Source organism: Priestia aryabhattai (assembly GCF_023715685.1).
GTDB lineage: Bacteria > Bacillota > Bacilli > Bacillales > Bacillaceae_H > Priestia > Priestia aryabhattai_B.
Genome location: NZ_JAMBOQ010000004.1, coordinates 125,274 through 149,541, shown reverse-complemented (window position 1 = coordinate 149,541; position 24,268 = coordinate 125,274). Strand labels below are relative to the sequence as shown.

The following is a 24,268-nucleotide window of genomic DNA, read 5'->3' as shown; positions in this document are numbered from 1 at the left end:
GTGTTTAATTAATACGCATGCTCTTTTTCATGCTGAAACTACCGTATTGATAACAGTTCCTAAAATCAATGATGAGAAATAAATCATTTTAACCAATACTTTAAATGAAACTGCAGCAACCGAGAAATAAAATAGAAAACCTGCTACTCTAAACGAGTAGCAGGTTTTCTATTACCTATTCTTCTTTGTTCCGCAATTAAAGCTTTCTTTCAAAAGTTTAGCACCGAAAACCCTGCGTTTTTTTTACCCTCTTCCTCATTCTCCCTCTTCATCTTCGTCTAGCTTCGCTTCATCCATTTCCTTCTTTTGTTCTTTTATCATTGAGTCTAGCCATTCAGGCGGCTTCCCGTCTTGTTTTTCATTGTATACTTCTGATGCATCTTTTTCTTCCAAAGAGGATAAGATGTCATGAATATCATTTTGATTACCTAAAATATTGCCAAATCCTTGAGTCACTTTTTTATGACTTCTAAAGTTTGTCGGAAAGTTATTGCCAAAATTTACAGCTGAAGCATCTTCAATCGTACCAATATGAATGTCACCTATGCTAAAAGTTGATTCTAGAGTTTTATCAGGCTCCCTCATTTCTTCTGTATGGATTAGTTTGTAAGGGACACTTTTCTCATTAATTTTAACTGATATTTCGGAAGGCTCTTTTTCTTTATTTTTTGCTTCATTGTTCTGACTCCCGGAACTTAGATTGTCATCAAACTCATTTGTTGTTTTTTTACCTTTCTTTCTCGGCGCTTGAAATTGACTCGCTTGTGAAGGAAAAGTATTACCGATATTCAGAGTTCCACTAAGTTCCTTTACATCAATATGTTCTAAATAATAAGACAGTTCGTCCAAGTTCAGTGTTTGAACGTTCTTTATATCTAAATGAAGAGAATGTACCTTTCTTTTTGAAAATTCATTCATGTTTCTTTCTAAATTTGTGAGCCTTTTTTCAATAGTTTCGAGTATATTCAGCACCTTTTCATCCATAGAGTTTGACCCCTTATTTGATTTAACACTTTTAGCCCATCTACAACATATAATGGTGTATTAGATGACTTCTATTAATGTCTCATATGTATAGGGAGGAATTATGAAAATAGATCTCAGTTCTCCTCAGATCGTTTTTGATGATATCACCGTAAATGCAGTTAAAGACAACGCAGGGGTTTTTATAGGGAAAAATGTTCAACAAAATTGGGAAACTACTATCAGCAGCAGTAATTCAGGTTTCGGCACAATTTCCGGAGATGATAATCAAATATCCTATAACACACACCTCGTTCTTGGTGAAGATGATTTAAATGATTCTTTTTGAGTAGGTCACCAAAAAGGAATTTATACAAAAAGTTTTTTTGATTCTAAACCTAAACATCTATTCATTATTCTTTCTAGGTATTTTCGCAATGGTGGTATTATTTGAAATTTTATTAGAATCACCAACGATTTTTCCGAAACCATCAGAAATTTGACTTTTATGATTCCATTTATATTGAATATTAACGCCGTAAAATAAGCCTGAACTGTTTTGGATTTTATTTACTTTAATCGAATGATAGTGAATATTAACCATAGACAACACCTCACAGACAGCAATTTACTTCACCTAATTCAATATAAAACTGAAAATACAGTCCTGTTTGCCTCAAATTGAATGTTTCTTTAATTATTTAAGCTTTCACACCTTTTATATGATACTTACTCCATTTACTATAAAAGTATTCCTCTCATTACCTTTTAGTCTATATTAACAGCTATAATTTCCATCAGAAAATAAGCTAGCAAAAAACCATCTGTATAAAAGATGGTTTAAATCTATTAATAATATATTCTCGCCACTCTGACAGAATAATTAATAGAATGCCTAAAAAGGTATCTACAGAGCTCAGTTTTCCTTATTTAACTTTGTGTAACAGGGGCGTTGTTGAAATCTATATGTTCAGAAAAATAGGAATCAACGATGTCATTATCGTTAATGATATTTACAATTTGAGAGGCAAAGTTATTATAGCCGATTATTTCACCAAACCCTGTATTACTTTTCCAATTTACTTGCCAATCTGATTGGGTATTTTCCCCCGTGAAAATACCCGAATTAGTAGAAATATACGTAACATTAAGATTAGTAAATTTTATAATCAACTTTTTTCAACTTCTTTCATCTTCTTTTTCCCTAGAATTGAGAAACTGGTTGAGGATTAATGTTTTCCGGCTGGGTAATTGGCGTGTCACAAACATCTTGATCATTAATGATATTGGTACTGCCCAATATAGCTGAATTTACAGCAAATCCGTTTCCTAAGTTAAATTTCCCTTGGGAATTCCAATCTGGCTGGCTATTTTGACCCGAAGCAATTACTGAATTGGAAACCATACTTACCACATTTATTTGGTTGAAAATGACGGAAACAGGCATTAGTCAATTCCTCCGTTTTCTAAAATTTTAATGCAGTATATGCACCCTTTTAAAGTATGGTTCAATCGATTTTCTGCAATCAAAAATGTTAGTTATGTCTTACAGTCATTAATTTTATATATATTCTTCTTATAAACCGTTTTGTAAAACCCCTTTAGCAAGCTTGAATTGGGGGTTTTCTCGGTCATCCTTGATAAAGAAAAGCATTTCTTTTCTCCAAAGTCATCGTTTCTTTTTTGTAAGTAGCTATGTTTTTCTTTTTAATTTGCATTTAGAACATAGTTTTATCAAATAAATAAAACACAATCTTCTAAGAGATTGTGTTTTATAGTTCTTTAATATATTCAATGACTGAATCTGGAAATTCATTTCGACTTCCGCAATTTCCACAATAAAATCCGCTATATTCGTCTGTCGCAACGTACTGTCTTAAAAGAAACAATGTTAACCTGTTTGGGAGACCGCATTCTGTGCAAAACGCCAGGTATTTGCTGCGCTGTCTGTTTGCTGACATACGTTTCATCCTTTCGATTAACCATAGAAAGCGTTTTCTTATTTATATGGAGCTTTCTTATTAGTTTATGACAGCAATTACGGTCTATCTCCAATTATTGTCGCGGCGAGAAGGGCGGAATAACCGCAGAATTAAATTAATTACAAGGGCAATAGCCAAAATATTAATTAATAACCCAAAAATCCCGCCCAGTGCACCCATATGACCAAGCAAACCGCCAAATAACATCCCTGCCAACCCCCCATACAGCAGTCCACGGGCGAATCCTCCTCGGTTTGAACGGGTAACGCCTCGATTTACAGTTCCATTTCTGCGGTTTGAAAAATTAGACCTCGGCTCATTTTGTCTAACGCTTGGCTGTCTATTAAACGACCGCTTCCCCGAACGATACGACCTTGCACTTACGTTATAGTCATCGTGATAGGAAATATATTCAGCTAAGGGAGATAAACTTAGCGAAAAAATCAATGCTACGGCAATCATTATTTTTTTCATCTGCTTTTTCCTTTCTTCACCTAATAGTAACTGTTTATTATAGTGCGCTGTTTCATGCATATCATACGTTTTGACACAAAAGGGAAATTCAGCTTCATACAAAATTTTTAATCGGGTATCATAACGTTATACTTTGCCCTAGAAAGGAGCGTACATGTACATGATACGAAAAATTAGTATATTACTTTTCACACTGTGCTTCTTATTTAATGGAGCTCTTCCTGCACTATGTAAAGCGGAACAAGTAAAAAATGTAGCTGTGCGTGACCGTTTGCTTTATCAAGGTAATAACCAACTAAAGCAAACCGCCCTAACATTTGACGATGGACCGGATCCGCGCTTTACTCCACATGTGTTAGATCAATTGAAAAAGCATGGTATTAAAGCAACCTTTTTTCTTATTGGGGCAAAAGCTCACGAACATCCTGAGCTGGTGAAGAGAATGGTAGCTGAAGGTCATGCTGTTGGGATTCATACCTATTGGCACCCCAATTTACTAAAAGAATCGACTGAAAAGTTTCACTGGGAAATTGCCAAAACTCAGGCTATTATTAAAAACATTACCGGTTTTGAAACACAGCTGTTTCGTCCGCCGTATGGAAATTTAACGCAAGAAATGATCAACGAGCTGCCAAATGAAAATGTCTATGCGATTAACTGGTCTTCTGATTCATTAGACTGGAAGCAGATCCCAGAAACAGAAATCACCAAAAATGTATTTAAGAACATGCACGACGGAACAATTGTTTTGATGCACGACGGCGGCCATTGGACCATGGACCTTTCAAACACCGCAAAGTCGCTGGATACCATTATTCCTAGACTTAAGCAAGAAGGATATCATTTTGTGACCGTTCCAGAACTTTTGCACATCCCTTATCCAAAAAATTAAGCTCCAAAGAGTTTCTGATTTAGAAACTCTTTGGAGCTTTACGATTTCCCTTGATAGAAAGTAAATATGCCTCTCCTACAAAAAGATCGTGTCAAAAGATCTAATTCAACTCATCTTAAAACTCAAAAATATGCCTTATTTCTTCAAAACGTTATCATACTAAAGATACAAAAAGAGGCATTCTTTTTTTGTTCCATCGCTCTACAATAGAGGGAATTTACGGATAACCTCTAAAATAGGTTTTAAGTTGCATGATTAGGAGTAAATATTACTATAACTACTCTCATATTTTTAGACAAGCTGCATATATATAAAATGAGAGAGTCGAACGTATTCCACATATCCCTAAATTTCTTCTTCTCACAAAAAAATTGACGAACTTTTTTTGTCAACAGGTGCGTATAGATATGATAAAATTCCTATATAATGACCTGGATTCATTTCTAAACAAGGAGTTTTGACTATGATTAATGAACAAGAGACGTTGTTATTTATTAAAGAACTTGGCCGCTTGTTGAAAGACTATCAAAACTGTTCAAACGCCTCTGTAAAAAGTGAAATATATAAAGATATCGTATTGTTGAGCAATGTTATCCAGTTAGATCACGTGAACGTTTCTTACGCTTAAAAATTCCTTTTTATTTCTTTATAAATTTCAGTTTTTCTACTATAACTACAGAAAAGGAAGAAAGGAGACGATTTCCATCCATCTCTTTTCTTCCTTTTCTCGTTCTCGTGTTTTTATGATTATTTAGAACATAGTTTTATTAAATTTAACATAGAGTTTTTCGAGTGTCTTCGGTCCAACTAGTCCATCTACCTGCAGATAAAGTGCTTGTTGAAAAGCTTCTACCGCTTTGAGAGTGGAAGACCCGAATATACCGTCTGCTCCTCCAAAAAGAGAATAACCTAAGTGAATAAGCATACGTTGGATTAACTGTACTTGATTTCCTCGATCTCCGTATTTAATTAGCATTCTTGAAGCCTTTGCCGTCTGTTTTTAGGTGCTTTTCCACTTCGAAGCTCCGGCAAAGATAAACCGAACGTATATTGAAAATGAGGATAATCTTTTAAGGTTTTCCAATCTCCTCCCCATTCTAACCCGATTCTTTTTCCTATCTCTCCCGCTTTGTTCCATCTTCGATCAATGGTCCAGTCAACTTCTCCGTTGTTATCAAGCAGCGCAATGTCAAAAGCTAGTCCATAATTATGAGAAGAATAGCCGTCTTTGGCATTAGTCACGATACTTCCTGGTGTTGTTCGGCCTTGTGAATATAGTTTATGCTGATGCTCTATCGATCTAAATCCTTCAGTGATCATAACAAATATGCTTTCTTTATATGCTTGCTGAATGAGCTCGTACGCTTTTTCTTGCACTACTTCATGTACATCCTGTAATTTATTTTCTGCTTTTTTTAACAGCTTGTCTAATGATAAATCGCTCATACTCCCCACTCCTTAACTAGATAGCTTCTCCTTATATATACGTATAAGACGAACTCTAAGGGAGGCATCCAGTATCAGTTTATGCGAGAAGTAGTTAAGTTGTGCAAAAGTACCGCCTGCTGTGTAGAGCTGCTATTATTTCAGTACCCAGTGGCTGATAGCCTTCGCTACTCCGTTATTGACATTTGTATCTGTCACCCAGTCCGCTGCTTCTTTTACAGCTTCCTGAGCATTTCCCATGGCGATTCCACACCCTGCCGCTTCAATCATAGCCATATCATTTAAGCTGTCTCCCATCGCAATGACTTCATCCATTGAAATGCCCAAACGTTCACATACAGTCATGATCCCTTTCGCTTTGTTAATACCAAGTGCATTAATTTCTAGATTCGTTAAACTAGAGTTGCTAATTTCAAAATCTGAAATGCCGGTTATTTGTTTCAGCACTTTTTCTCGTAAAGCATCATCTGGAATATCGTAGCCAAACTTCAGCCATTCTTGTGAGGCAATATCTTCTGGAAATTCATCTCTCCATACTTTATCCGTAGTCACAGCCCAAAAGTTAAGCTCATGATCTTGCGTTAAATTCCACATTTTCTCAATGTAAGAAGCATCAATTAACTTTCGTTCTACAAGCTGTCCAGATTCATCCCAAATTTCACTTCCGTTTACTGTAATAAGGTAAGAAGATAGCTGAAGAGATTGCGCGTATTCACGGCATGTTAAAAGAGATCTCCCCGTGCTTAATACTACATGAACACCTTGTTCTTGAGCTTTAGCAATGGCCTCACGATTTTCTTTAGAAATTTCTTGCTGATTGTTCAGCAGCGTTCCATCCATATCTAGTGCGATCAATTTAAATTCTTTCTTTTCATTTGTTTGCATCTTTCTCTCTCCTTCTCATCAATAGTAGGTATAACATTACGCTGAGCATTTGGCTTATACTATGTAACTCTTACTATAACTGTAGCACAGGAGCATTTCGCTCTGCATCAGATAAGCGCTAAAATGGTCAATTATTCTACGGGGAATAATTGAAGGAAAGCAGCATACCTTTGCCGTAATTTATATTTAACGCTTTTCATTTTTATTTATTTCAACTAGAATTTTTGTAAAAGGATGTGAATGTTATGAACACTATTATTTCACCAGCTGACTTACATACTGCATTACAACAACCTGAACACTCCATTGTTTTGCTCGACTGTCGATTTACCCTTGGAAAGCCTGAGGCAGGCGCAGATGCTTATCAAAATGAGCACCTCCCGGATGCTCATTATTTGGATTTAGAAAAAGATTTGTCCTCTGTAGCTACTTCTCACGGAGGCAGACACCCGCTGCCTGATGTTCAAAAACTAGCTCAGAAGCTCGGTAACTTAGGAATTAATGCTGATTCAAAAGTCGTCGTTTATGATGAACAAAACGGAATGATGGCTTCAAGAGCATGGTGGCTACTGCGATATATAGGAATTGAATACGTACAAATTTTAAATGGAGGTTTTGATAACTGGAAACAATCGGGATATGAAACAACTAAGAGCGTCCCAGTAGCTTCTCCTCAAACTTTTGTACCTCTCATTCAACAAGATTGGGGACTTGCAGAAGTTGAATACGTAAAAGAGAACCTTCATAATCCTAATGTGGTTCTTATCGACTCTCGTGAAAAAAAGAGATATCTCGGCTTAGAAGAACCCATTGATTTTATAGGAGGACATATTCCAGGCGCCATTCATTCTTTTTGGCAAGATGTGTTAACCTCAGAAGGTTTATGGAAAACAGATAAAGAGTGGAAGGAGGTGTTTTCAGCTATTGATTCTGACGCTGAAATCATTGTATACTGCGGATCGGGTGTATCTGCTTGCCCCAACGTTTTAGCTTTAAAATCAGCAGGTTTTCCAAATGTAAAATTATATGCCGGCAGCTGGAGCGATTGGATTAGCTATAGTGACAATCCTATTGAGAAAAACGGATAGACAAAGAAGGCTCAGTCTCACCAAAAGTATAGGGACTGAACCTTCTTTTTTTGTATTCTTCTTATTAGCCGCATATTATTTACTGAGCCTTAACATAAAATCATGAAGCCTCTCTAAGGTAAGAAGGTTTTGATTACATGCTTCGCTATTTTGACAAATATAATTTCCTCGTTGTGTAAATGTCCCTTGAACAGTTCCTTTGATTTCAGCAGTGAACATACCGACTTCCTCGTAGCTGTGACAAAGTGTGCATATCCCCTTCTGGTTGATAGGTTTAAAAGTTCCTTGAATACCTTTTAACTTCTGGGTAGACGGATCCTGCGCTACGATAAACTTTCTGTTTGAGCCTTTATCAATCCAGCTAACATATGAAATGCTCGTTAGATCAATGCTATCAGCAGAAGGGACTTTTAACTTTTTCACTTTTGGAAACAACTTTTTCACGCCAGCTTCTGTCAAGGATTTAAATGGAATCACGTAAGGCTTTATACTTTCTAAAAACACTTCTGCTTGTTCTTTATTTTTAACTTCAGCAACTGGCAACAGTAATTCTTCCTGTTCCTCGCTAAGACCATCAAACACATTTAAGACTTTTTCTTTTGCAAGAGCTTTTAAAGCCTGCAGCACATCGGAATTGTTCACTGTTCCATGCCCATTGATAAGGATTTGCGTTTGGCTTTTGATAAAGTTATATTGATCATTTCTTATAAACGCTTCCACGTTCTTCACTCCTTCTTCATTTAATCAGCTACTTTTTACTTTACCGTATGGACTTCTTTTACGAAATGTAAAAAATAAATCAGAATTAAACTATACCTAAAAAAGCGCGGGCATTCAGTCGCCAGCGCTTGATTTCTACCGTTGCTTTTTATATACAATTTTTTTGATGGTTTCGTTTGATAAAAAGTATTCACGGGCTAGTTCCTCAATTGAAGTTCCTTTTTTAAATAAAGTCTTAATCTGTTCGTTTCGCTCGTCAATCAACTTTCTTCCACCAGAGCAAGTTCCCCATTTTCTTTTTGCCTTCTGCGGCTTCGGAATATAAATGGTTTCTCCTTGAATGTATTTTTGAATTTCACTAATCAGCTCTTCAGGTAAAATATTTGTTGCTTTTACATACGTCATTTCTGCCAGCTCCTTATGTGATTTTGCTTATACAATAAGGGGCAAAGCCGTATATATTAGAAATGAGATATGCTCGGTTAGGCGATGTATATTACTAAACCGTCCACCCCATGCAAAGTATCGCCTCTCTAATATCAGGCTTTGCATGAGACGCTGCAGTATCCGGTAAACATCTTTTATTTACCATTTATTACACCTCCGCTTTACTTCGAATGTAAACCAAACTTGTATAAAATTACAATTATTGGCTCAGATTTTATTATAAGCTATCTATAATCTTGCACACAACACCTTCTTACTTATAAAGATGACACCATAAATAAAACGAACTTGCAAAGAGTTCGTTGTTCTCACTGCAAGTTCGTTTTATTTTTGTTATGAACGCTTCTGCTTTTTGTTAGCTGAACTGCTTTGAACACCTTGTTCAGAAGTTGTTGTCCCTTGTCCTTCTACATTTGGTGAACCTAGCTCTGATTTTGAGCGGTCTTTTTTAATTTTACTCATGGCACTCACCTCCAGTTTGTAGTGTACCCTTTGTACAGCTACATATAAGGAGACGTGGGCTGTTTTTATTGTTTCTTTAGCATAACTAACCATAAAAACGTTAAGGCTTGTTTTAATTCATGAGGGAGCTGTCCAATCAGCTTATCTGTAACATTTCGCTTATATACACCTTCGCCATCGATTACTTCCCATCCGTTTTCTTTTGCAAGCTGTTCAAACTCCCACGGCATCATCGTATTGCAAATAACGTCTTCACCGTATAGTCTTTGAAAACTATTAGTGCGAGGTTGAGCAGTTGGTCCAAGAATGCCTACGCATGCGTATCCTTCTCGTTTTACAACTCTGTACAATTCCTTCAGAGCTAATCGCGGATGCTCTGTCCATTCTAGCGCGTTGATCACCATAACCCCTTCTACTGATTCAGAAGACAGCGGGAGCTCCATAATATCAGCTTGAGCGAACGACAAATTTTCACTTTTATGCAGCTCAGATGCTTTTTGAATCATTTCTTCTGATAAATCAAGACCGATTGCTTTATATCCAGAAGCGGCTAGAAGAGACGTCCCAAACCCATCACCACAGCCGACGTCTGCTAGCAAAGCACCTTTTTTAAGGTGTTTTTGAATAAATGGAATAACTGTTTTCCGACTTCCGTTTTTCCACATTTCTTCACTTCGGCTATTCCAAAATGATACTTTTTGGTTCCACTCGTCTTGAGCTTGATCATGCCAATTAAATGTTGTCATTTTTTATCCCCTTTGCACTCTTTTCTTTACCTTATCACTTTTTACAATGAATAAAAACGACTATTTCAGCAACCATATAAATGTAAAGGAAGGTGTTTATTTTTATGAAAGAACGTTTCGTTGCGGTACGTAAAAATGCAGACGGTGACCTGCTAGAATTTCAAACAGCTTCAGGAGCTGTTTTAACCTATGAAGAAGCGTTAAAGAAAGTAGAAGCAGGAGACATTGAGCATGTGAGTACCTTTGTAGGGAAAGACGGCGGTACGTATATTCGCAGTATTCCTGATCATGACAAAACAAATAATCTGGATGCATTGCCATCATTTTAAAGGAGAATAAATATGACAAAAAAGAATAATAAAGGAAGCGCTAATCAAAGTAATCCAAAAACACAGCACCACCTTGTTGAAATGGGTGAAGAAATTTCAAGCGGGGATAATTCAAAGGGAAACAAACGCAACAAAGATCAGTCAAGTAAAACACAATAAGAAAAAGCCGTGCTAAGAAGCACGGCTTTCGCTATTAATGTTGGCTTGGAAGACCTAATGTTGAAAAATCTCCTGTTGCTACGCTTGTTCCAACTGAAGCAACACCTGCTACTAATGTAAATGCTAATGCCATACCGACTAATACTTTTTTCATGATTATTTCCTCCTCTTTCTTTGATTTGACTCTAGTGTATCACAGGATAAAAGTAGATGAATTTCTTTCTATTCGCATTTATCACCTTAAAACCGCTTGTTTTCTCCATTTTGATAGAACTTTCTCAAAAATTATAATGATAGGAATATTTTAAACAAATAGCGTTTCAAGTTCTTTCTCTACTAGCTTGACGAATCGCTCGTTTCTTTGCAGGGTGAAAATGGTCATAGACTTTTCCATATATTCTTTCCCTTGTTCAATTCTACCTAATTTAATTAAACTCTCCCCTGCTTGATAATGAAGTTCTCCAAATAAATACATCGATTCATTACTAATGCACAAATCGATTCCTCGGTTGCTATATATTAATGATTCATCGTAGTTACTCATATCTCCAAGCGTTTTGGCAAGTGCATTTAAAATTCTAATTTTTATGTTTTCATCTTTCGTTTGAGGGAGCTCATTTAAGCTTTTGAGTGCTGTTTGATATGTATCTAGAGCCTGTTCATACTCTTTCTCTTCATAAAGAATAATTCCAATGCTATTTAAAATTTCGATTTCTCTTTCTTTATAAAACGTGGCTGATTGTTTAGTAAGCTCGATCGCGTGGTACATTTTAGACAGTGCATCTTCTTTATTATGATGAATGTAATACACACAAATACCTTCGTGCCACATTAAAAATTGCTTGTTTAGCGGATTTTGAAACAGCGGACTTTCTTTTTCTTTTACAATGATATTATGAATAGCATCATAATCTCTCTGACGAATATATTGACGAATTAATGATTGAACCGCATCTACGTAATCAAGTCGAGGTGATTCTACACTATCAAAAAAGTAGTTAACATCTACGCCAAGGCGCTTAGAAATTTTATAGAGGGTAATGCTTGATGGATATTCTTCACCGTTTTCAATTTTGCTGATTTGCGCTTGTGTACAAATGTCTCTTGATAATTCTTGTTGTGTCAACCCTGCCATTTTGCGAAGGTCTCTCATAACACTCCCAATTCTATACTCTCTCATCTCTTTTCTCACCCTTACTTTCACATAATATATTCTCTCTATAAACATATAGTGCTTTTATTTAGATAGTCAACTGTAAAAGTGTTAAAAATTTATACAATGTTTCTAAATTGACCATTCCCTATAATAGCAAATTAATCTATAAGAGTAAAATAGTGTATGATTTCTCTTCTTCCAAAAAAACCTACAAAAAAATGCAGCCATTATGGCTGCACGCACATTTTTTATTTATAAACGGGATATCCAACAAATTTAAAGTCTTTGCCGATTGACGTCACCGAAAGACGCTCTACATCCACTGCATCCCACATCTTTTCTACGCCTTTTCCTTCTAGGAAAGTAGGAGCTTCTTTTCCTCCAGAAAGCTTTGGTGCCATATACAGTACCAATTTATCAATTAAACGCTTTTCTACAAATGCGGCATTCACTTCGCCGCCTCCTTCAATTAAAAGAGATGAAACAAATTTTTCACCTAGCATAGAAAGCATATCTTCAAGGTTTACTTTGTCCTCACCGCTTGTGACAAATACTTCGACGCCTTGCTTTTGGAGCTGTTCTTTTTTTTCTTTTGAATAGCCCTGACTTGTAAATACCCACGTTTGGGCTAAAGAATCCGTTGCTAGCTTGGAATCAAGGGGCATACGCAGCTTCGAATCCATCACGATACGAATTGGGCTTCGGCCACCTTCAATGCGAGTTGTCAGCTCGGGGTTGTCCTTAATGACCGTGTTCACCCCTACTAAGATACCCGCTGTTTCATGACGCAGCTGATGTACATCCAAACGAGCTTCCTCAGACGTAATCCACTTGCTGTGAGAAGAAGCAGTTGCTATTTTACCGTCTAACGTAATGGCTGATTTTAACGAAACAAACGGTTTCTTCGTTACAATATACTTATTGAAGACCTCATTCATTTGACGTGACTCTTCTTCACATACACCTGTTATGACCTCAATACCTGCGTTTTCTAAAATTTCAACTCCATTACCTGCTACTAAAGGGTTGGGATCTAAAGTTGCTATGACCACTTTTTTTACACCGGCTTCAACTAAAGCTTCAGCACAAGGACCTGTACGTCCGTGGTGTGAACAAGGCTCTAGCGTTACGTAAGCAGTAGCTCCTTTTGCTTGTTCGCCAGCCATTCGCAGGGCATGAATTTCAGCATGCGGTTCACCAGCTTTTAAATGCGTACCAATTCCAACGATTCGATTGTCGTTTACAATAACCGAGCCTACAAGCGGATTTGGATCTGTTTGTCCTTTTGTTGCTTTTGCGTTTTGTAAAGCTATATTCATATAAAATTCGTGGTTAATCAAAGAAGAACCTCCTCTTTTAAGTGTCCTGAACGTTTAACTTTGGTGTCTAGATACTTTTCATTAAACTGAGATACATCTCCCCACAGTGGAACGCGCCCTGATAAAAGTGCTCCGTTTTTCTCAAGTGCGATTAGCTTTTTCGGATTATTCGTAATCAGCGTAACGGGTTTTTGACGCAGTACTTTTAACACGCTGATGGCATCGCTATAGCTGCGGGTATCATCTTCAAATCCTAACCCTTCATTAGCCTCTACCGTATCAAATCCGTTTTCTTGAAGAACGTATGCCATTGCTTTACTGAATAGGCCAATGCCGCGTCCCTCGTGATTCGCTAAATAAAACAGCGCTCCGCTCCCATTTTCGACGATCATTTTCATAGATTGTTTTAATTGAAAACCGCAGTCGCAGCGTTTGCTTCCGAAAATATCTCCCGTATGACAGATGCTGTGCATACGAATGAGTGCCTCATGCGACTCTTGAAAATCTCCGTACACAAGAACACTCGATTGCTGCATGTCAGCCAAATTAGCTCCTTGCATTTTTTCAATGAGTTCTTCCGTACTTAAGGCTCCTTCTTTTACATTATCAGAACGCAACCATGAATACCAACTAAATACTTGTGTCTCACCATCCAGATTCACAGGAAGCGTAATAGGTCCTACTATATAAATAAAATGGTCTTCATTTTTTACTACGTTAATTTTATCTTTTAAAATTGAAACAACTTTTTGGTTAATCACAGTCATTTCCTCCTCTTACGTATCTTCTCACTTATCTACCATTTTCATGTTTTGCTCAATTTCTCACATGAACAACTGTTTTTTTTGTACTTCACAACATTTATTTTTTTAAATTGGTTTATCAGCTTACTAAAAGTAAGTAGGTTTACTTGCATAAAGTATTATATGACGATACATTTATCTTGTAAAGCTTTTATGTTCCATTTGTTACTTTTAGTAATTCACTTCTTTAATTGTATAAATTATATAATTAAAATTTAAACACGTAAAGTAATTTATAATATTTAAGTAATTAAATTACACAACACTAGATAAAATACTGACTTTGCTTTATACTATAGGAAGAGAATGGAGGTAATAACATGGACGGTTTAGCACTCTGCCCACGTTTTGAAAAGGCTGTTACTATACTAACGAAACGTTGGACGAGTTTGATCATTTTTCAACTACTTTCCGGCTCACAACGATTTTCTCAAATGCAAGAAGCACTTCCAGTAAGCGGAAGGCTCTTATCCGAGCGCTTAAAAGAATTAGAGCATGAAGGAATTGTCATTCGTACAGTTATTCCGGAAACTCCTGTTCGAATTGAATATTCTTTATCCGAAAAAGGATTAGCGCTGGCGCCGGTGATTCAGGAAATTCAAACATGGTCCAGTGAGTGGATTACAAAAGAAGAAGTGGAATAAAAGGAATCTCTAAAGAAATCAGGAGGGCTTCTACATAAATGTGTTCACAGCCGTTTTCTTTAGAGCCTCATAAATAAAAAAGGCATGCTCCCCTTGAGCACGCCTTTTTTTATTTATGTTATTTTCCTAAGGATTCATTTTGAGAAATAATACGTTGCTTCTGGCTTTTTCGGCCGTGTAATACAAGATATACTGCTATAGCTAAAAGAGCAATAATGGAACAGAACACATACATTCCTCTGTACCCCGCTGCTGTGGATAGAATGCCTAATAAAAAGGACCCTAATCCCATTCCAGAGTCAAAAAACACAAAAAACGTAGCTGTGGCGACGCCTCGGCGATGAGGAGAAGCTTTTTTTACAGCAATGGATTGAAAACTTGATGTAATCGTCCCAAAACCTAATCCAATCAATGCTCCTGCTAATAAAAACACCCAGCTTGTTGTCGCTTGGCTAAGTAAAAAGATACCGATAGCTAAAGATAAGATTGATGGGTATACCACGCTGTTTTCTCCGTATTGATCAAACCATTTTCCTGTAAAGGGTCTAGAAGCCAATAAGCACACTGCGTATACAACAAAGAAAAAGCTTGAAGCTTGAGTAAAGCCCATTTCTTTTGCATAAATAGACACAAACGAAATAACACTTGCATATGAAAAAGCTACCACAAGGCCGGCGACAGAAATAGGCAGCGAACGGTATTCAAAAAACGCCGCAAAGCCTTTGGTTGGCTGCATTTCATTTGTTGTAGAAGAAGCTGGCTGCACCTCAGGTACACGAAGTACTAGACTGCATAATACTGCTAAAACAGAAGATATAACCGTAACGGTGAAGACCGCTGTATGACTCAAGCTATTTGTTAACGTTAAGCCTACAAACGGACCTACTACCATCGCTAAGTTCATGAACGTCGCATAGTACCCCATCCCTTCTCCTTTTCTCTGTTCTGGGATTACATTTGCAACGATTGCTCCTGTGGCAGTTGTGCTCATTCCAAAACCAATACCATGAAGCACACGCAGCAGCAATAGCGCTGATAATGAGTGGATATTCATATATAAAATAGAACCAATTAAAAAGATTAAGACACCTATTAATAGTACTTTCTTTTGTCCTAATGTTGTCATCCACTTACCGGCTAGCGGCCTGAACACAATGCCGGACACTAAAAAGATTGTCACAATTAACCCTAAGCTTTGCTTACTTGCATGAAGCTCATCCGTTGCAAACAGCGGCAATGTAACAGTTAACATATAAAAAATGACAAAAACAAAAAAGCTAGTCAATGAGACCGCTAAAAAATCTTTTGTCCATAATTTCGATTTCTGCATTATTTTCCTCCTTTTATCTTTTCATTCGTATCTATTTATTAAAACAAACTAAAACATAGTCTAGAAATAATATGTATACGAATTATATCAACTCAAACTATTATAGGGTTCATATATGTAAGTGTCAACATGTATTTATCGATTTTATTTTCCTATAGAAACAAATGAAATATAAAAAAGACACAAAAATTTGTGCCTTTTAGAACCTTCACTTCTTTAAATGAAAAATAATCTGATCCGTTACTTCACTAGTAGTTGCGTTGCCTCCAACATCTGGTGTAACGATGCCCGATTCCGTCACTTGTTCAATAACCTCTAACAAATGACTGCCTAATTCTTGTTCACCAAAATGATCCAACATCATTTTTGCCGTCCAAACCTGTCCAATTGGGTTTGCAATTCCTTTTCCGACAATATCAGGAGCAGACCCGTGCACGGGTTCAAACATAGAGGGATATTTGCCGTTCACATTAATATTTGCAGCAGGAGCAACGCCAATACTTCCCATAATAGCAGCTCCGATATCTGTTAAAATATCTCCAAATAAATTACTTGCCACAATTACATCAAAACGACTCGGCTTCGTGATGAAAAAAGCCGCCAGCGCATCGATGTGCTGTGAATCTGTTTCAATATGAGGATAACTCTTTGCGACATCTTGAAACACTTCGTCCCAAAACGGCATGGAATGCACAATTCCATTTGACTTCGTTGCGCTTGTAACTTTTGCTTTTCTTTTAGAAGCTAATTCAAACGCATAGCGCATCGCTCGTTCTGTTCCTTTTCGGGAAAAAACCGCATTTTGAATAGAAATTTGATCTTCTCCTTGATAAATCCGGCCTCCTACTTCACTGTATTCCCCTTCACTATTTTCGCGAACAACGATTAAATCAAAATCTTTTGGGTTCGTTAGTGGAGATGCGATGCCTTTTAACCTCTTGGCTGGACGAATATTAATTACCTGCTGAAATTCTCGACGGATCTTAATGAGTAGACCCCATAGTGACACGTGATCTGGCACAAGATTTAAATTTCCTACGGCTCCTAAAAAAATTCCGTCAAAGTCTTGAAGCTGCTTTAGCCCATCTTCAGGCATCATCTGTCCGTACTTCAAATAATAATCACAGCTCCAAGGAAATTCTGTAAATTCAAATTTTAATCCCCCGTGAATATCTGCAATCGTATGAAGGACTCTAACCGCAGCCGGTACAACTTCTTTCCCTACTCCATCTCCTGGTATATTCGCTATTTTTAACGTTTTCATAGAAAATCCCCCTGTGTCTTTTATGTAAAAAAAACTATCGGTCGACCGTCGACTTATATTATCTATTTGATTATACTGAATAAGGAGGTTTTTCTCAAGAAAATTCTGAATATAGTCATTCTCTTAAAAAATCAAAAATTATTATGACTCTTATGAACAAGCGTATTATAATTAGGAAATAAATGATTATAAATAAACGAGGTATATCAATGAACAATTTTGATTTACATAAGCCGTTACCATACTATCTTCAATTTTATGAAAAAATTAAGCAAATGATTGTGAACGGTGAATATGAACCGGGTCAGCGAATCAATGAAACCCAGCTAGCTAAAGCATTCGGGGTCAGCCGCTCTCCTATAAGAGAAGCAATGCGTTTATTAGAAAAAGACGGCCTTTTAGTTGCAGATCAAAAAACAGGCTTTATTGTTTATTCCCTGTCTACTGAAGACGTAGAAGAGATTTATCAAATTCGTACAGCTTTAGAGTCTTTAGCCGTTGAGCTGTGTATCACTCGCGCTTCGGATGAAGAGCTTCTTTTCATTGAGCAGTTGTTAAACAGAACCACTGAGGAAATGCAGCAAGGAGCCGAAGATTCTCGGCTTATTGAACTAAATGAACATTTTCATCAGTTGATTCTTCAATATAGTCATAATAAACATTTAAAAAAACAGCTCGATAGCGTAAATGTATTGATTTATTTTTGTCGGGTGCTTAATTTTAAAGGTAAAGGACGGGCTGCTGAGATTTTAGATGAGCATCAGCAAGTGTTCACCTTTATGAAAAAACGCAGTTTAAAGGCCGTTGAGCATATGCAAAAACATTTACATCATGATCTTGTTCATTTACAAAAACGATTAACCATCAAAAGCGCCTCTTTAAATTAAGAGGCGCTTTTTTCAAATCGGTAAAAACACTCCAGGTGCTTCCCCATGTTCATCGTCATCGAGCCACCATTTAAAGCCTTCTTGTGCAACTAATTTCTGCGCTTCTTTAGGGCCTTGTGAACCAGATGGATATTCATGAAGCGGCAGCATATCAGCCTCAAATGCATCTAATACAGGCTGCACCCACTGCCAAGATAGTTCTACTTCTTTCCAATGAGCGAAAAATGTGGAGTCGCCGATTAATGCGTCGTAAATAATTCGTTCATATGCTTCCGGGACACTTTCTTCTTCTCTTGAAAACGTAATACGAACCGGCTCAATAACACCATTTTTTAATGGATTTTTGCTATTAAGCTGCAGAGCGACGTTTTCGCTTGGACTAATTTCGATAATAAATAAGTTTGGTGCTACTTTGTCATAAGGAGTTTCATACAGACCTTTTAAGGAATCTTTAAATTCTACTACGATACGAGTTGATTTTTCTTTCATTCGTTTGCCCGTTCGAATATAAAAAGGAACACCTTTCCAAAATGGATTATCAATCCATAAACGCGCTGCTACAAACGTGTCATTTTTAGAGTCTGCTTCTACGCCGGGCTCTTCTTTGTATCCTCTAACAGATTTGTGATCGATTTCTCCGCTTCCATATTGTCCTCGTACAACATCGCGAGCTACTTCTTCCCCTTGAATTTTTCTCAGGGACTCCATTACTTTTTGCTTTTCTTCTAAAATGTTTTCTGAGCAAATCCGTTTTGGAAGATGCATGGCTGTCATCATGAGAACCTGTAGCATATGATTTTGAATCATGTCGCGTATGGCCCCCGTATGATCATAATACCCTGCACGATTTTCAACACCGACTGTTTCACTTGCCGTAATTTGCACGTTCGCAATGTGTTTGTTATTCCACAGCGATTGCAGTACGGGGTTCGTAAATTCAAGCGCTTCTAAATTTTGCACCATCGGTTTACCTAAATAATGATCAATTCGATAAATTTCCTCTTCTTTAAATGTACTGCTTAGCTTCTCATTAAGCTCTCTTGCTGAAGCAAGATCATGTCCAAACGGCTTTTCAATCATAAGGCGCTTCCAGCCGCTGGTTTGGTCCAAGCCGCTTTTTTTTATATGCAGGGCAATTACATCGAAGTATTCGGGTGCTACGGACAAATAAAATAAACGATTCCCTTCACTTCCATGATTGGTTTCTTGCTCATTAACAAGCTTTAGTAGCTGTTCGTAATCTTCTGTTTTGCTTGCCTCTACTGCTTGATAATGAAACAGCGACAAAAAAGCTTCTTCGTTACTTTCCATTTTCCGTCTCGAAAAATCGTTTATAGATTGCTTTACATGCTCTTTAAAATCAGCATGAGATAGCTGCTCGTACCCCGACCCAATAATAGAAATAGCAGCAGGGAGCTTTTTGTCTGTAAATAAATTATAAAGAGCGGGAAAGATTTTTCTTTTTGCTAAATCACCCGTTGCGCCAAATAAAACAAAAGTTAAGGACTCCACTTTTTTTCCTCCCGTCAGGTTGTATGTATGATGGATTTTCTCTTCTCCTAGCTTACCTCTGTTTATTTGGGAATATCCTTTTTTCATCAAAAAGGACGCTCACAAGTGCGAGCGTCCTTTGTTATTTACATTAAAATATTTGTCATTCCCCACAGCAGTAAAAAGCTCAGCAGAATAGTCATATTTGACACGGTGCCGACAAATTTTTGATCGTATTTGAATTCTACTGCGTAAGGTAAAACTGATCCCGCTACCGGTAGAATGAAGCAAACTAAGATTGTATACCGGAACATATCTTCAAATGGAAGCAAGAAAAACAGCGCAATTCCTACGCCAAGTCCGATTACGTAGCGGATACTTAAAAACATAATAATTTTTTTCAAGTAGCTTTTTTGGAACGAAAAATTTAAATATACACCTAAAAGCAAAAGAGAAAGCGGCATATTAGCTTTAGAGATAATGCTTGAAACGTCTAATACATATGATGGTAAATGAATGCCTATAATCGCAAGAAGACAAATGATTACATAGGTAAGAAGCGGCATCGATTTTAATACTTTGTATAAAATCTTTTTAAATTCAATGTCAATATCATCTCCTGAATAGTAGCTGCCAATTACATAGCATAAAACAAAAATAACAAAGGCATTTCCGACATCAAACATACCAAAATATTTAAGCCCTTCTTTTCCCCAAATGCCTTCTACTAACGGATAAGCAAACATTCCAATATTAAACCCTGGAATCATCATCGTCAGCATGCCTTTCACTTTTCGCTCATCTTTTCGAAAAACAAAAATTCCTACAGCAGCTAACAGCAAGCCATAGACAATCCCAATAACTAATAGTAAGATAAGCGATCCATCAATTTTAATACTGCTGAATGTGAGAATAATCAAGCAAGGCATTGTAATATTAAAAATAATTCGTGCTAAAGCTTCCCCGTCTTTTTGCTGAAGGAGGTTTGTTCGTTTTAGTATGTATCCTAATAGAATGATTGTAATGGAATACAAAAACTGACTGTTAAAGCTACTCATAGACCTACTCCCTTACCCTCTTTTATACTTATTTAATCGATTGTTTTACCCTGTCTTTTTTAATCCTTGTTTCATTATAATATAAGCAGCCTAAAAAGAAACTAGAGAATTGGATGCACTTTACCTGTTTGTTAGACAAAAACACCTTAGGAACAAATGAAAAAACTTTCCTCCAAACTGATTTTAAAACAGGACATTTTTCTTTTTTATGGAATTTATTTAAAAGGTATGTAGTATTTTTATGAGGAGGAAGAAACGTGAAACGAAAAATGATAGCGCTTACTTTTTCTGCTGCTCTTTGTTTTTCAGCTTCAGGATCTCTTGTTGAAGCTTCTAACAAAACAGATGTAATTCCAAATGCTGATCAGTCGGCAGAAACCTATTTTGATGGAGCGAATGGGAATTGGCTCACCACTAAAAACCCCGCTCAATATCAGCAAGCTACGCTCTATGGCAACATTGGGCTTACTCCTTATAACTGGGGAAAAGCTGAAGATGAATCAGGCTGGTATCGAATCAATCAGCCTGCTGCGGTTAAAGGAACGCAAGTAAATGGAATTTTCGAAGACGCTCAGTTCGTCATCCGAGTTCCTGATAACTGGAATGGGAAACTTGTGGTAGCCGGCATTCCTGCCACGCGCAACGAAACGTCCACCGATTTATTATTCAGCGATTACGTCCTTAAAAAAGGCTATGCGTTTGCCGCGATTGATAAAGGAACGCAAGGAGAAAGTGATCCTAACGATCCTTTTGCTAAAATAAAAAATGCACTTGCTAACGAAGACGACAGCGTAGCAGAATGGAATATGCGCTATCGTCAAATGACAAAAGCTGCCCAGCAATACTTGACTACTCATTACTCGGACAAACTAATCGACCCGTCCAATCGAAAAAATCCTGCAAGCGATTTGATTCGAAACAATCATAAAGTACCAACGTATGCGATTGGAATTTCAAACGGTGGATATGTCGTCAGATACGCACTTGAACACGATAATCCAAAACAAACAAAAGAGCCTCGTTTATTTGATGGAGGCGTCGATTGGGAAGGCGTATTATGGAGTGCAAAAGCGCCCAATTTAATTAGCTCACTAACACCCGTTGTAAACAACGCAGAAGAAGCGCTGTACGGAACGGGAAAAGAACAGAAAAAAGCCATTAAACAAATGTATAAAGCAGGTCTTCCGAAAGGATCAGAAAAATTATGGAATTATCATGATCAAGTGTACTGGGCGGTCACATTAAACATTTACCGTGATCACTTTGATCCGACAGCTCCCGGAAGAACAAACTGGCACAACTATTTAAACTTTACTTCATCAGGCCTACGCGATCGCTCATGGGATTACATTTTTGAAAATTATCGCTATCAAACCCGTCCAAAAAGCGTAAAAGAAAATGTAGCAAAAGTAGAAAATACAGGTGATATCGATGTTCCTCTTATCAGTATGACCGGCTCTCTCGATTCACTTATCTTTCCATCTATCCATGCTGAAGGCTATGAAAAGCTCGTTAAAAAAGCTGGTAAAGCAAAGCTTCATCGCCTCTATACCATAAAAAATGGAAATCATGTTGATAGCTTAGTATGGAATAAACAAACGGATCCAAATCAAGAGCTTCAGCCCCTGCTTCCTTATGCCCATCAATCTTTTGATTTGTTAGTAGACTGGGTGGAAAATAAAAAAGCAGCGCCTGCAAGTAAAGATATTAAAGCACCTCAAAACAACCTTAAAGTAATCGACATAAAATCCGGGCAAGAAGTAGATCCCCGCTAAACAAAAACAGAAAGCAAGTGTTACTTGCTTTCTGTTTTCTTTTAGTCTTCATAATAATCAAGATACAGATGACCTGCTGAGTCTGCTTGCCCTAAAAATACCTTGTCGACTGCGGCACCTTTCTTTTTTAGCTGCTCTTTAACCCACGCTACGCTATACCCCAGCTCATGAACAGCTTCTTTCATTATATTTCCATCCATGATAATCGTTTGAGGTAATTTTGTATGTTCTCCTTTCAACGATAAATCTTCCCGCGTAACGTTCTGCTTTTCTTTTTTTAACAACACGCTTAATTCGCCGTTTGTTTCAAGCATAGCAAAAGCTACGTCTTCCACATAAAAGATATCTTTTTTCCGAAGCTGCTCCATGAGCTCATCTACTGTATATTTTTCTTTTTTTACATTTTCCTCAAGAATTTTTCCTTCTTTAATGAGAATCGTCGTCGTCCCTTCCACCGCTTTTCGAAAGCTTATACTTTTTAACGATACGTTAGATACAACAATAAGGAACGATGCCCACACTAAAATCGCTACTACGCCATGACTTGCCTGTAAATCTACATCCATTGAAATTGTTCCCGCAATATCTCCAATTGTAATGCCAACGATATATTCAAAAAAAGAAAGTTTGGATAACTGTTTTTTCCCTAACAGCTTTGTAATAAAAAACAAACCAAGTAAAATCAACACTGAACGAAGTACCACTTCCATCCAATGATTCAACGCATGCACCTTCTTTACTAAAATTAATGTATCCTTTATTTTGTGCATATTTTTATGTATGAACGCGTTTTTTATCTTCCATTATTTACATACCCTTCATGACAGGTTAGAGTAGAAAGAAGTAGGAAACAAATTGGGGGACTTATGATGAACGATGAAGTGTTAACCGTATTTAACGACCAACAGCAGCGCATAGGAACAGCGTCTCGCAAAGAAGTTCATGAAAAAGGCTATTGGCACGAAGCGTTTCACTGCTGGTTTGTCAGCAGAGAAAATGATACAGACTATATTTTTTTTCAAATTCGCAGCGAGCAAAAACAAGATTATCCCAGTGCACTCGATATCACAGCTGCGGGACATTTGCTTCATACAGAAACCGCTCAGGACGGAGTAAGAGAAATTCACGAAGAACTCGGCGTAAACATTTCATTTGATGAATTGCTTCCTGTGGATGTCTTTAAATACGAAGTATCTCAGGCACACTATATTGATAAAGAATTAGCACACGTATTTTTATACCACAGCTCTCATCCGCTCAGTGCTTTTACTTTGCAGCAAGAAGAAGTATCAGGACTTGTAAAAGCGCCGTTTTCTCACTTTTGCGAACTGTGGCTTGGAAATCAAATAGAACTGATCATTGAAGGAATAACAAATAAAAAAGAGCCTATTCACCGTATAGCACACAAAAGTGAATTTGCTCCTCATCCCAAAGCTTACTATGAAACGATTATTACATTCATTAGCCAGCATCTTCATTCAGTAGAAAAAGCTTAGAATCTAAGCTTTTTCTACTGAAAAAATCATATACGTTGCACTGCCAAGCGCAACAAGCTTGCCGCTGCTGTCTTCAATTTTCACTTCTCCAACAGCAAGCGTTTTGCCACGGTGAGACAGTGTAGACTTTGCAACTAAATATTCACCTATTCCTGGTCTTGTGTAATTCACTTTTAACTCAACTGTACTGGCACTTTCCTCCTCAGAAAGAGAAGACCGCACAGCCGAACCAACCGCCGCGTCGATAAGCGTGGCAATAACGCCTCCATGAACCGTTCCTCTTCCTTGAAGAAGCTGCGATTGAATTGTAATTTTTAACTCTGCATATCCTTTTTCAAGCAGCGTTTCTTCGATGCCAATATAATCCCAAAACGGAATCATCCCTTTACTCGTTCGTTTCATCAATCTCATCCTTTGTATAAGTAAACTACGTAAGAGATTCTAGAAAAGCT

The 24,268-nt window shown here is 37.2% G+C and carries 31 protein-coding genes; 10 read left to right on the top strand and 21 right to left on the bottom strand.

What is annotated here, in order from left to right:
* Positions 1 to 255: 255 nt before the first annotated feature.
* Complete coding sequence (locus M3225_RS19310; RefSeq protein ID WP_251396328.1) at positions 256 to 984, bottom strand: hypothetical protein; 729 nt, start codon at positions 982 to 984, stop codon at positions 256 to 258.
* Positions 985 to 1,087: 103 nt separating this feature from the next.
* Here M3225_RS19310 and M3225_RS19305 point away from each other — a divergent pair, with 103 nt between their 5' ends.
* Positions 1,088 to 1,312, top strand: coding sequence for a hypothetical protein (locus M3225_RS19305; protein WP_251396326.1), 225 nt, complete (start codon positions 1,088 to 1,090; stop codon positions 1,310 to 1,312).
* Positions 1,313 to 1,369: 57 nt separating this feature from the next.
* On the opposite strand, the gene M3225_RS19300 is transcribed toward M3225_RS19305, so the two are convergent.
* From M3225_RS19300 to M3225_RS19285, 4 genes are all read right to left on the bottom strand, one after another.
* Positions 1,370 to 1,567, bottom strand: coding sequence for a hypothetical protein (locus M3225_RS19300; protein WP_251396324.1), 198 nt, complete (start codon positions 1,565 to 1,567; stop codon positions 1,370 to 1,372).
* Between the two features lie 600 nt (positions 1,568 to 2,167).
* Complete coding sequence (locus M3225_RS19295; protein WP_374109842.1) at positions 2,168 to 2,368, bottom strand: hypothetical protein; 201 nt, start codon at positions 2,366 to 2,368, stop codon at positions 2,168 to 2,170.
* Positions 2,369 to 2,735: 367 nt separating this feature from the next.
* Entirely contained in the window at positions 2,736 to 2,924 is a 189-nt protein-coding gene (locus M3225_RS19290; protein WP_013056683.1) for a hypothetical protein, read from the bottom strand.
* A gap of 84 nt (positions 2,925 to 3,008) precedes the next feature.
* Positions 3,009 to 3,419: a hypothetical protein gene (locus tag M3225_RS19285; protein ID WP_251396322.1), complete on the bottom strand. Its 411-nt coding sequence runs from the start codon at positions 3,417 to 3,419 to the stop codon at positions 3,009 to 3,011.
* 160 nt (positions 3,420 to 3,579) lie between these two features.
* Between M3225_RS19285 and M3225_RS19280 the strand changes: the two genes are divergently transcribed.
* Together M3225_RS19280 and M3225_RS19275 are read left to right on the top strand one after the other, a co-directional pair.
* Complete coding sequence (locus M3225_RS19280; protein ID WP_251396321.1) at positions 3,580 to 4,311, top strand: polysaccharide deacetylase family protein; 732 nt, start codon at positions 3,580 to 3,582, stop codon at positions 4,309 to 4,311.
* 463 nt (positions 4,312 to 4,774) lie between these two features.
* Positions 4,775 to 4,939, top strand: a complete 165-nt coding sequence (locus M3225_RS19275) for a hypothetical protein (protein ID WP_013056680.1) — start codon at positions 4,775 to 4,777, stop codon at positions 4,937 to 4,939.
* A gap of 123 nt (positions 4,940 to 5,062) precedes the next feature.
* Here the strand turns inward: M3225_RS19275 and M3225_RS19270 are convergent, their stop codons facing one another.
* The 3 genes from M3225_RS19270 to M3225_RS19260 all read right to left on the bottom strand — a co-directional run bounded on the left by M3225_RS19270 (position 5,063) and on the right by M3225_RS19260 (position 6,642).
* Positions 5,063 to 5,287, bottom strand: coding sequence for a peptidoglycan-binding domain-containing protein (locus M3225_RS19270; RefSeq protein ID WP_251396319.1), 225 nt, complete (start codon positions 5,285 to 5,287; stop codon positions 5,063 to 5,065).
* The gene (locus M3225_RS19265; protein WP_251396316.1) at positions 5,281 to 5,757 is read right to left on the bottom strand and encodes a M15 family metallopeptidase; all 477 of its coding nucleotides are present in this window, start codon (positions 5,755 to 5,757) and stop codon (positions 5,281 to 5,283) included. Before M3225_RS19265 ends, M3225_RS19270 begins: the two co-directional genes overlap by 7 nt.
* Positions 5,758 to 5,892: 135 nt before the next feature.
* Positions 5,893 to 6,642 (bottom strand): Cof-type HAD-IIB family hydrolase, encoded by a 750-nt coding sequence (locus M3225_RS19260; RefSeq protein ID WP_251396314.1) that lies wholly within the window; start codon positions 6,640 to 6,642, stop codon positions 5,893 to 5,895.
* 245 nt (positions 6,643 to 6,887) lie between these two features.
* Here M3225_RS19260 and M3225_RS19255 point away from each other — a divergent pair, with 245 nt between their 5' ends.
* A complete protein-coding gene (locus M3225_RS19255) occupies positions 6,888 to 7,730 on the top strand; it encodes a sulfurtransferase (protein WP_251396312.1) in 843 nt (280 codons plus the stop codon).
* 75 nt (positions 7,731 to 7,805) lie between these two features.
* On the opposite strand, the gene M3225_RS19250 is transcribed toward M3225_RS19255, so the two are convergent.
* The 4 genes from M3225_RS19250 to M3225_RS19235 form a co-directional block, all read right to left on the bottom strand.
* Positions 7,806 to 8,450: a FusB/FusC family EF-G-binding protein gene (locus tag M3225_RS19250; RefSeq protein WP_251396310.1), complete on the bottom strand. Its 645-nt coding sequence runs from the start codon at positions 8,448 to 8,450 to the stop codon at positions 7,806 to 7,808.
* A 135-nt stretch (positions 8,451 to 8,585) separates the two neighbouring features.
* Entirely contained in the window at positions 8,586 to 8,864 is a 279-nt protein-coding gene (locus M3225_RS19245; RefSeq protein WP_285885856.1) for a CD3324 family protein, read from the bottom strand.
* 366 nt (positions 8,865 to 9,230) lie between these two features.
* On the bottom strand, positions 9,231 to 9,359 hold the full coding sequence (locus tag M3225_RS19240; RefSeq protein ID WP_013056674.1) for a YuzL family protein: 129 nt from the start codon (positions 9,357 to 9,359) through the stop codon (positions 9,231 to 9,233).
* 65 nt (positions 9,360 to 9,424) lie between these two features.
* Positions 9,425 to 10,105, bottom strand: coding sequence for a class I SAM-dependent methyltransferase (locus M3225_RS19235; RefSeq protein ID WP_251396306.1), 681 nt, complete (start codon positions 10,103 to 10,105; stop codon positions 9,425 to 9,427).
* Positions 10,106 to 10,209: 104 nt separating this feature from the next.
* Between M3225_RS19235 and M3225_RS19230 the strand changes: the two genes are divergently transcribed.
* Both M3225_RS19230 and M3225_RS19225 read left to right on the top strand, forming a co-directional pair.
* Complete coding sequence (locus tag M3225_RS19230; protein WP_251396304.1) at positions 10,210 to 10,434, top strand: DUF3892 domain-containing protein; 225 nt, start codon at positions 10,210 to 10,212, stop codon at positions 10,432 to 10,434.
* Positions 10,435 to 10,446: 12 nt separating this feature from the next.
* Positions 10,447 to 10,593, top strand: a complete 147-nt coding sequence (locus M3225_RS19225) for a hypothetical protein (protein ID WP_013056671.1) — start codon at positions 10,447 to 10,449, stop codon at positions 10,591 to 10,593.
* Between the two features lie 304 nt (positions 10,594 to 10,897).
* Here the strand turns inward: M3225_RS19225 and M3225_RS19220 are convergent, their stop codons facing one another.
* The 3 genes from M3225_RS19220 to M3225_RS19210 all read right to left on the bottom strand — a co-directional run bounded on the left by M3225_RS19220 (position 10,898) and on the right by M3225_RS19210 (position 13,835).
* Complete coding sequence (locus tag M3225_RS19220; protein ID WP_251396303.1) at positions 10,898 to 11,773, bottom strand: helix-turn-helix domain-containing protein; 876 nt, start codon at positions 11,771 to 11,773, stop codon at positions 10,898 to 10,900.
* Positions 11,774 to 11,997: 224 nt separating this feature from the next.
* Positions 11,998 to 13,089: a bifunctional diaminohydroxyphosphoribosylaminopyrimidine deaminase/5-amino-6-(5-phosphoribosylamino)uracil reductase RibD gene (ribD, locus tag M3225_RS19215; RefSeq protein WP_251396302.1), complete on the bottom strand. Its 1,092-nt coding sequence runs from the start codon at positions 13,087 to 13,089 to the stop codon at positions 11,998 to 12,000.
* On the bottom strand, positions 13,086 to 13,835 hold the full coding sequence (locus M3225_RS19210; RefSeq protein ID WP_186317017.1) for a GTP cyclohydrolase II: 750 nt from the start codon (positions 13,833 to 13,835) through the stop codon (positions 13,086 to 13,088). The genes ribD and M3225_RS19210 overlap by 4 nt, the downstream gene beginning before the upstream one ends.
* Before the next feature lie 356 nt (positions 13,836 to 14,191).
* Here M3225_RS19210 and M3225_RS19205 point away from each other — a divergent pair, with 356 nt between their 5' ends.
* Positions 14,192 to 14,515 carry a winged helix-turn-helix transcriptional regulator gene (locus M3225_RS19205; RefSeq protein WP_071275285.1) on the top strand — a complete coding sequence of 108 codons (324 nt, stop codon included), beginning with the start codon at positions 14,192 to 14,194 and terminating at the stop codon, positions 14,513 to 14,515.
* 118 nt (positions 14,516 to 14,633) lie between these two features.
* On the opposite strand, the gene M3225_RS19200 is transcribed toward M3225_RS19205, so the two are convergent.
* Both M3225_RS19200 and M3225_RS19195 read right to left on the bottom strand, forming a co-directional pair.
* The gene (locus tag M3225_RS19200; protein WP_251396301.1) at positions 14,634 to 15,845 is read right to left on the bottom strand and encodes an MFS transporter; all 1,212 of its coding nucleotides are present in this window, start codon (positions 15,843 to 15,845) and stop codon (positions 14,634 to 14,636) included.
* Positions 15,846 to 16,053: 208 nt separating this feature from the next.
* Complete coding sequence (locus M3225_RS19195; protein ID WP_251396300.1) at positions 16,054 to 17,109, bottom strand: tartrate dehydrogenase; 1,056 nt, start codon at positions 17,107 to 17,109, stop codon at positions 16,054 to 16,056.
* A gap of 209 nt (positions 17,110 to 17,318) precedes the next feature.
* On the opposite strand from M3225_RS19195, the gene M3225_RS19190 reads away from it, so the two are divergent.
* Positions 17,319 to 17,996, top strand: coding sequence for a GntR family transcriptional regulator (locus M3225_RS19190; protein WP_251396299.1), 678 nt, complete (start codon positions 17,319 to 17,321; stop codon positions 17,994 to 17,996).
* A 12-nt stretch (positions 17,997 to 18,008) separates the two neighbouring features.
* Here M3225_RS19190 and zwf read toward each other — a convergent pair whose 3' ends face one another.
* Positions 18,009 to 19,508 (bottom strand): glucose-6-phosphate dehydrogenase, encoded by a 1,500-nt coding sequence (zwf, locus tag M3225_RS19185; protein WP_251396298.1) that lies wholly within the window; start codon positions 19,506 to 19,508, stop codon positions 18,009 to 18,011.
* A gap of 125 nt (positions 19,509 to 19,633) precedes the next feature.
* On the bottom strand, positions 19,634 to 20,545 hold the full coding sequence (locus M3225_RS19180; RefSeq protein WP_251396296.1) for an AEC family transporter: 912 nt from the start codon (positions 20,543 to 20,545) through the stop codon (positions 19,634 to 19,636).
* 257 nt (positions 20,546 to 20,802) lie between these two features.
* On the opposite strand from M3225_RS19180, the gene M3225_RS19175 reads away from it, so the two are divergent.
* The gene (locus tag M3225_RS19175; RefSeq protein ID WP_251396294.1) at positions 20,803 to 22,320 is read left to right on the top strand and encodes an alpha/beta hydrolase; all 1,518 of its coding nucleotides are present in this window, start codon (positions 20,803 to 20,805) and stop codon (positions 22,318 to 22,320) included.
* Between the two features lie 41 nt (positions 22,321 to 22,361).
* Here the strand turns inward: M3225_RS19175 and M3225_RS19170 are convergent, their stop codons facing one another.
* Positions 22,362 to 23,051: a DUF421 domain-containing protein gene (locus tag M3225_RS19170; RefSeq protein ID WP_251396292.1), complete on the bottom strand. Its 690-nt coding sequence runs from the start codon at positions 23,049 to 23,051 to the stop codon at positions 22,362 to 22,364.
* A 135-nt stretch (positions 23,052 to 23,186) separates the two neighbouring features.
* Here M3225_RS19170 and M3225_RS19165 point away from each other — a divergent pair, with 135 nt between their 5' ends.
* Positions 23,187 to 23,816: an NUDIX hydrolase gene (locus tag M3225_RS19165; protein ID WP_251396290.1), complete on the top strand. Its 630-nt coding sequence runs from the start codon at positions 23,187 to 23,189 to the stop codon at positions 23,814 to 23,816.
* Positions 23,817 to 23,819: 3 nt separating this feature from the next.
* On the opposite strand, the gene M3225_RS19160 is transcribed toward M3225_RS19165, so the two are convergent.
* Complete coding sequence (locus M3225_RS19160) at positions 23,820 to 24,218, bottom strand: PaaI family thioesterase (protein WP_251396288.1); 399 nt, start codon at positions 24,216 to 24,218, stop codon at positions 23,820 to 23,822.
* Between the last annotated feature and the right edge of the window lie 50 nt (positions 24,219 to 24,268).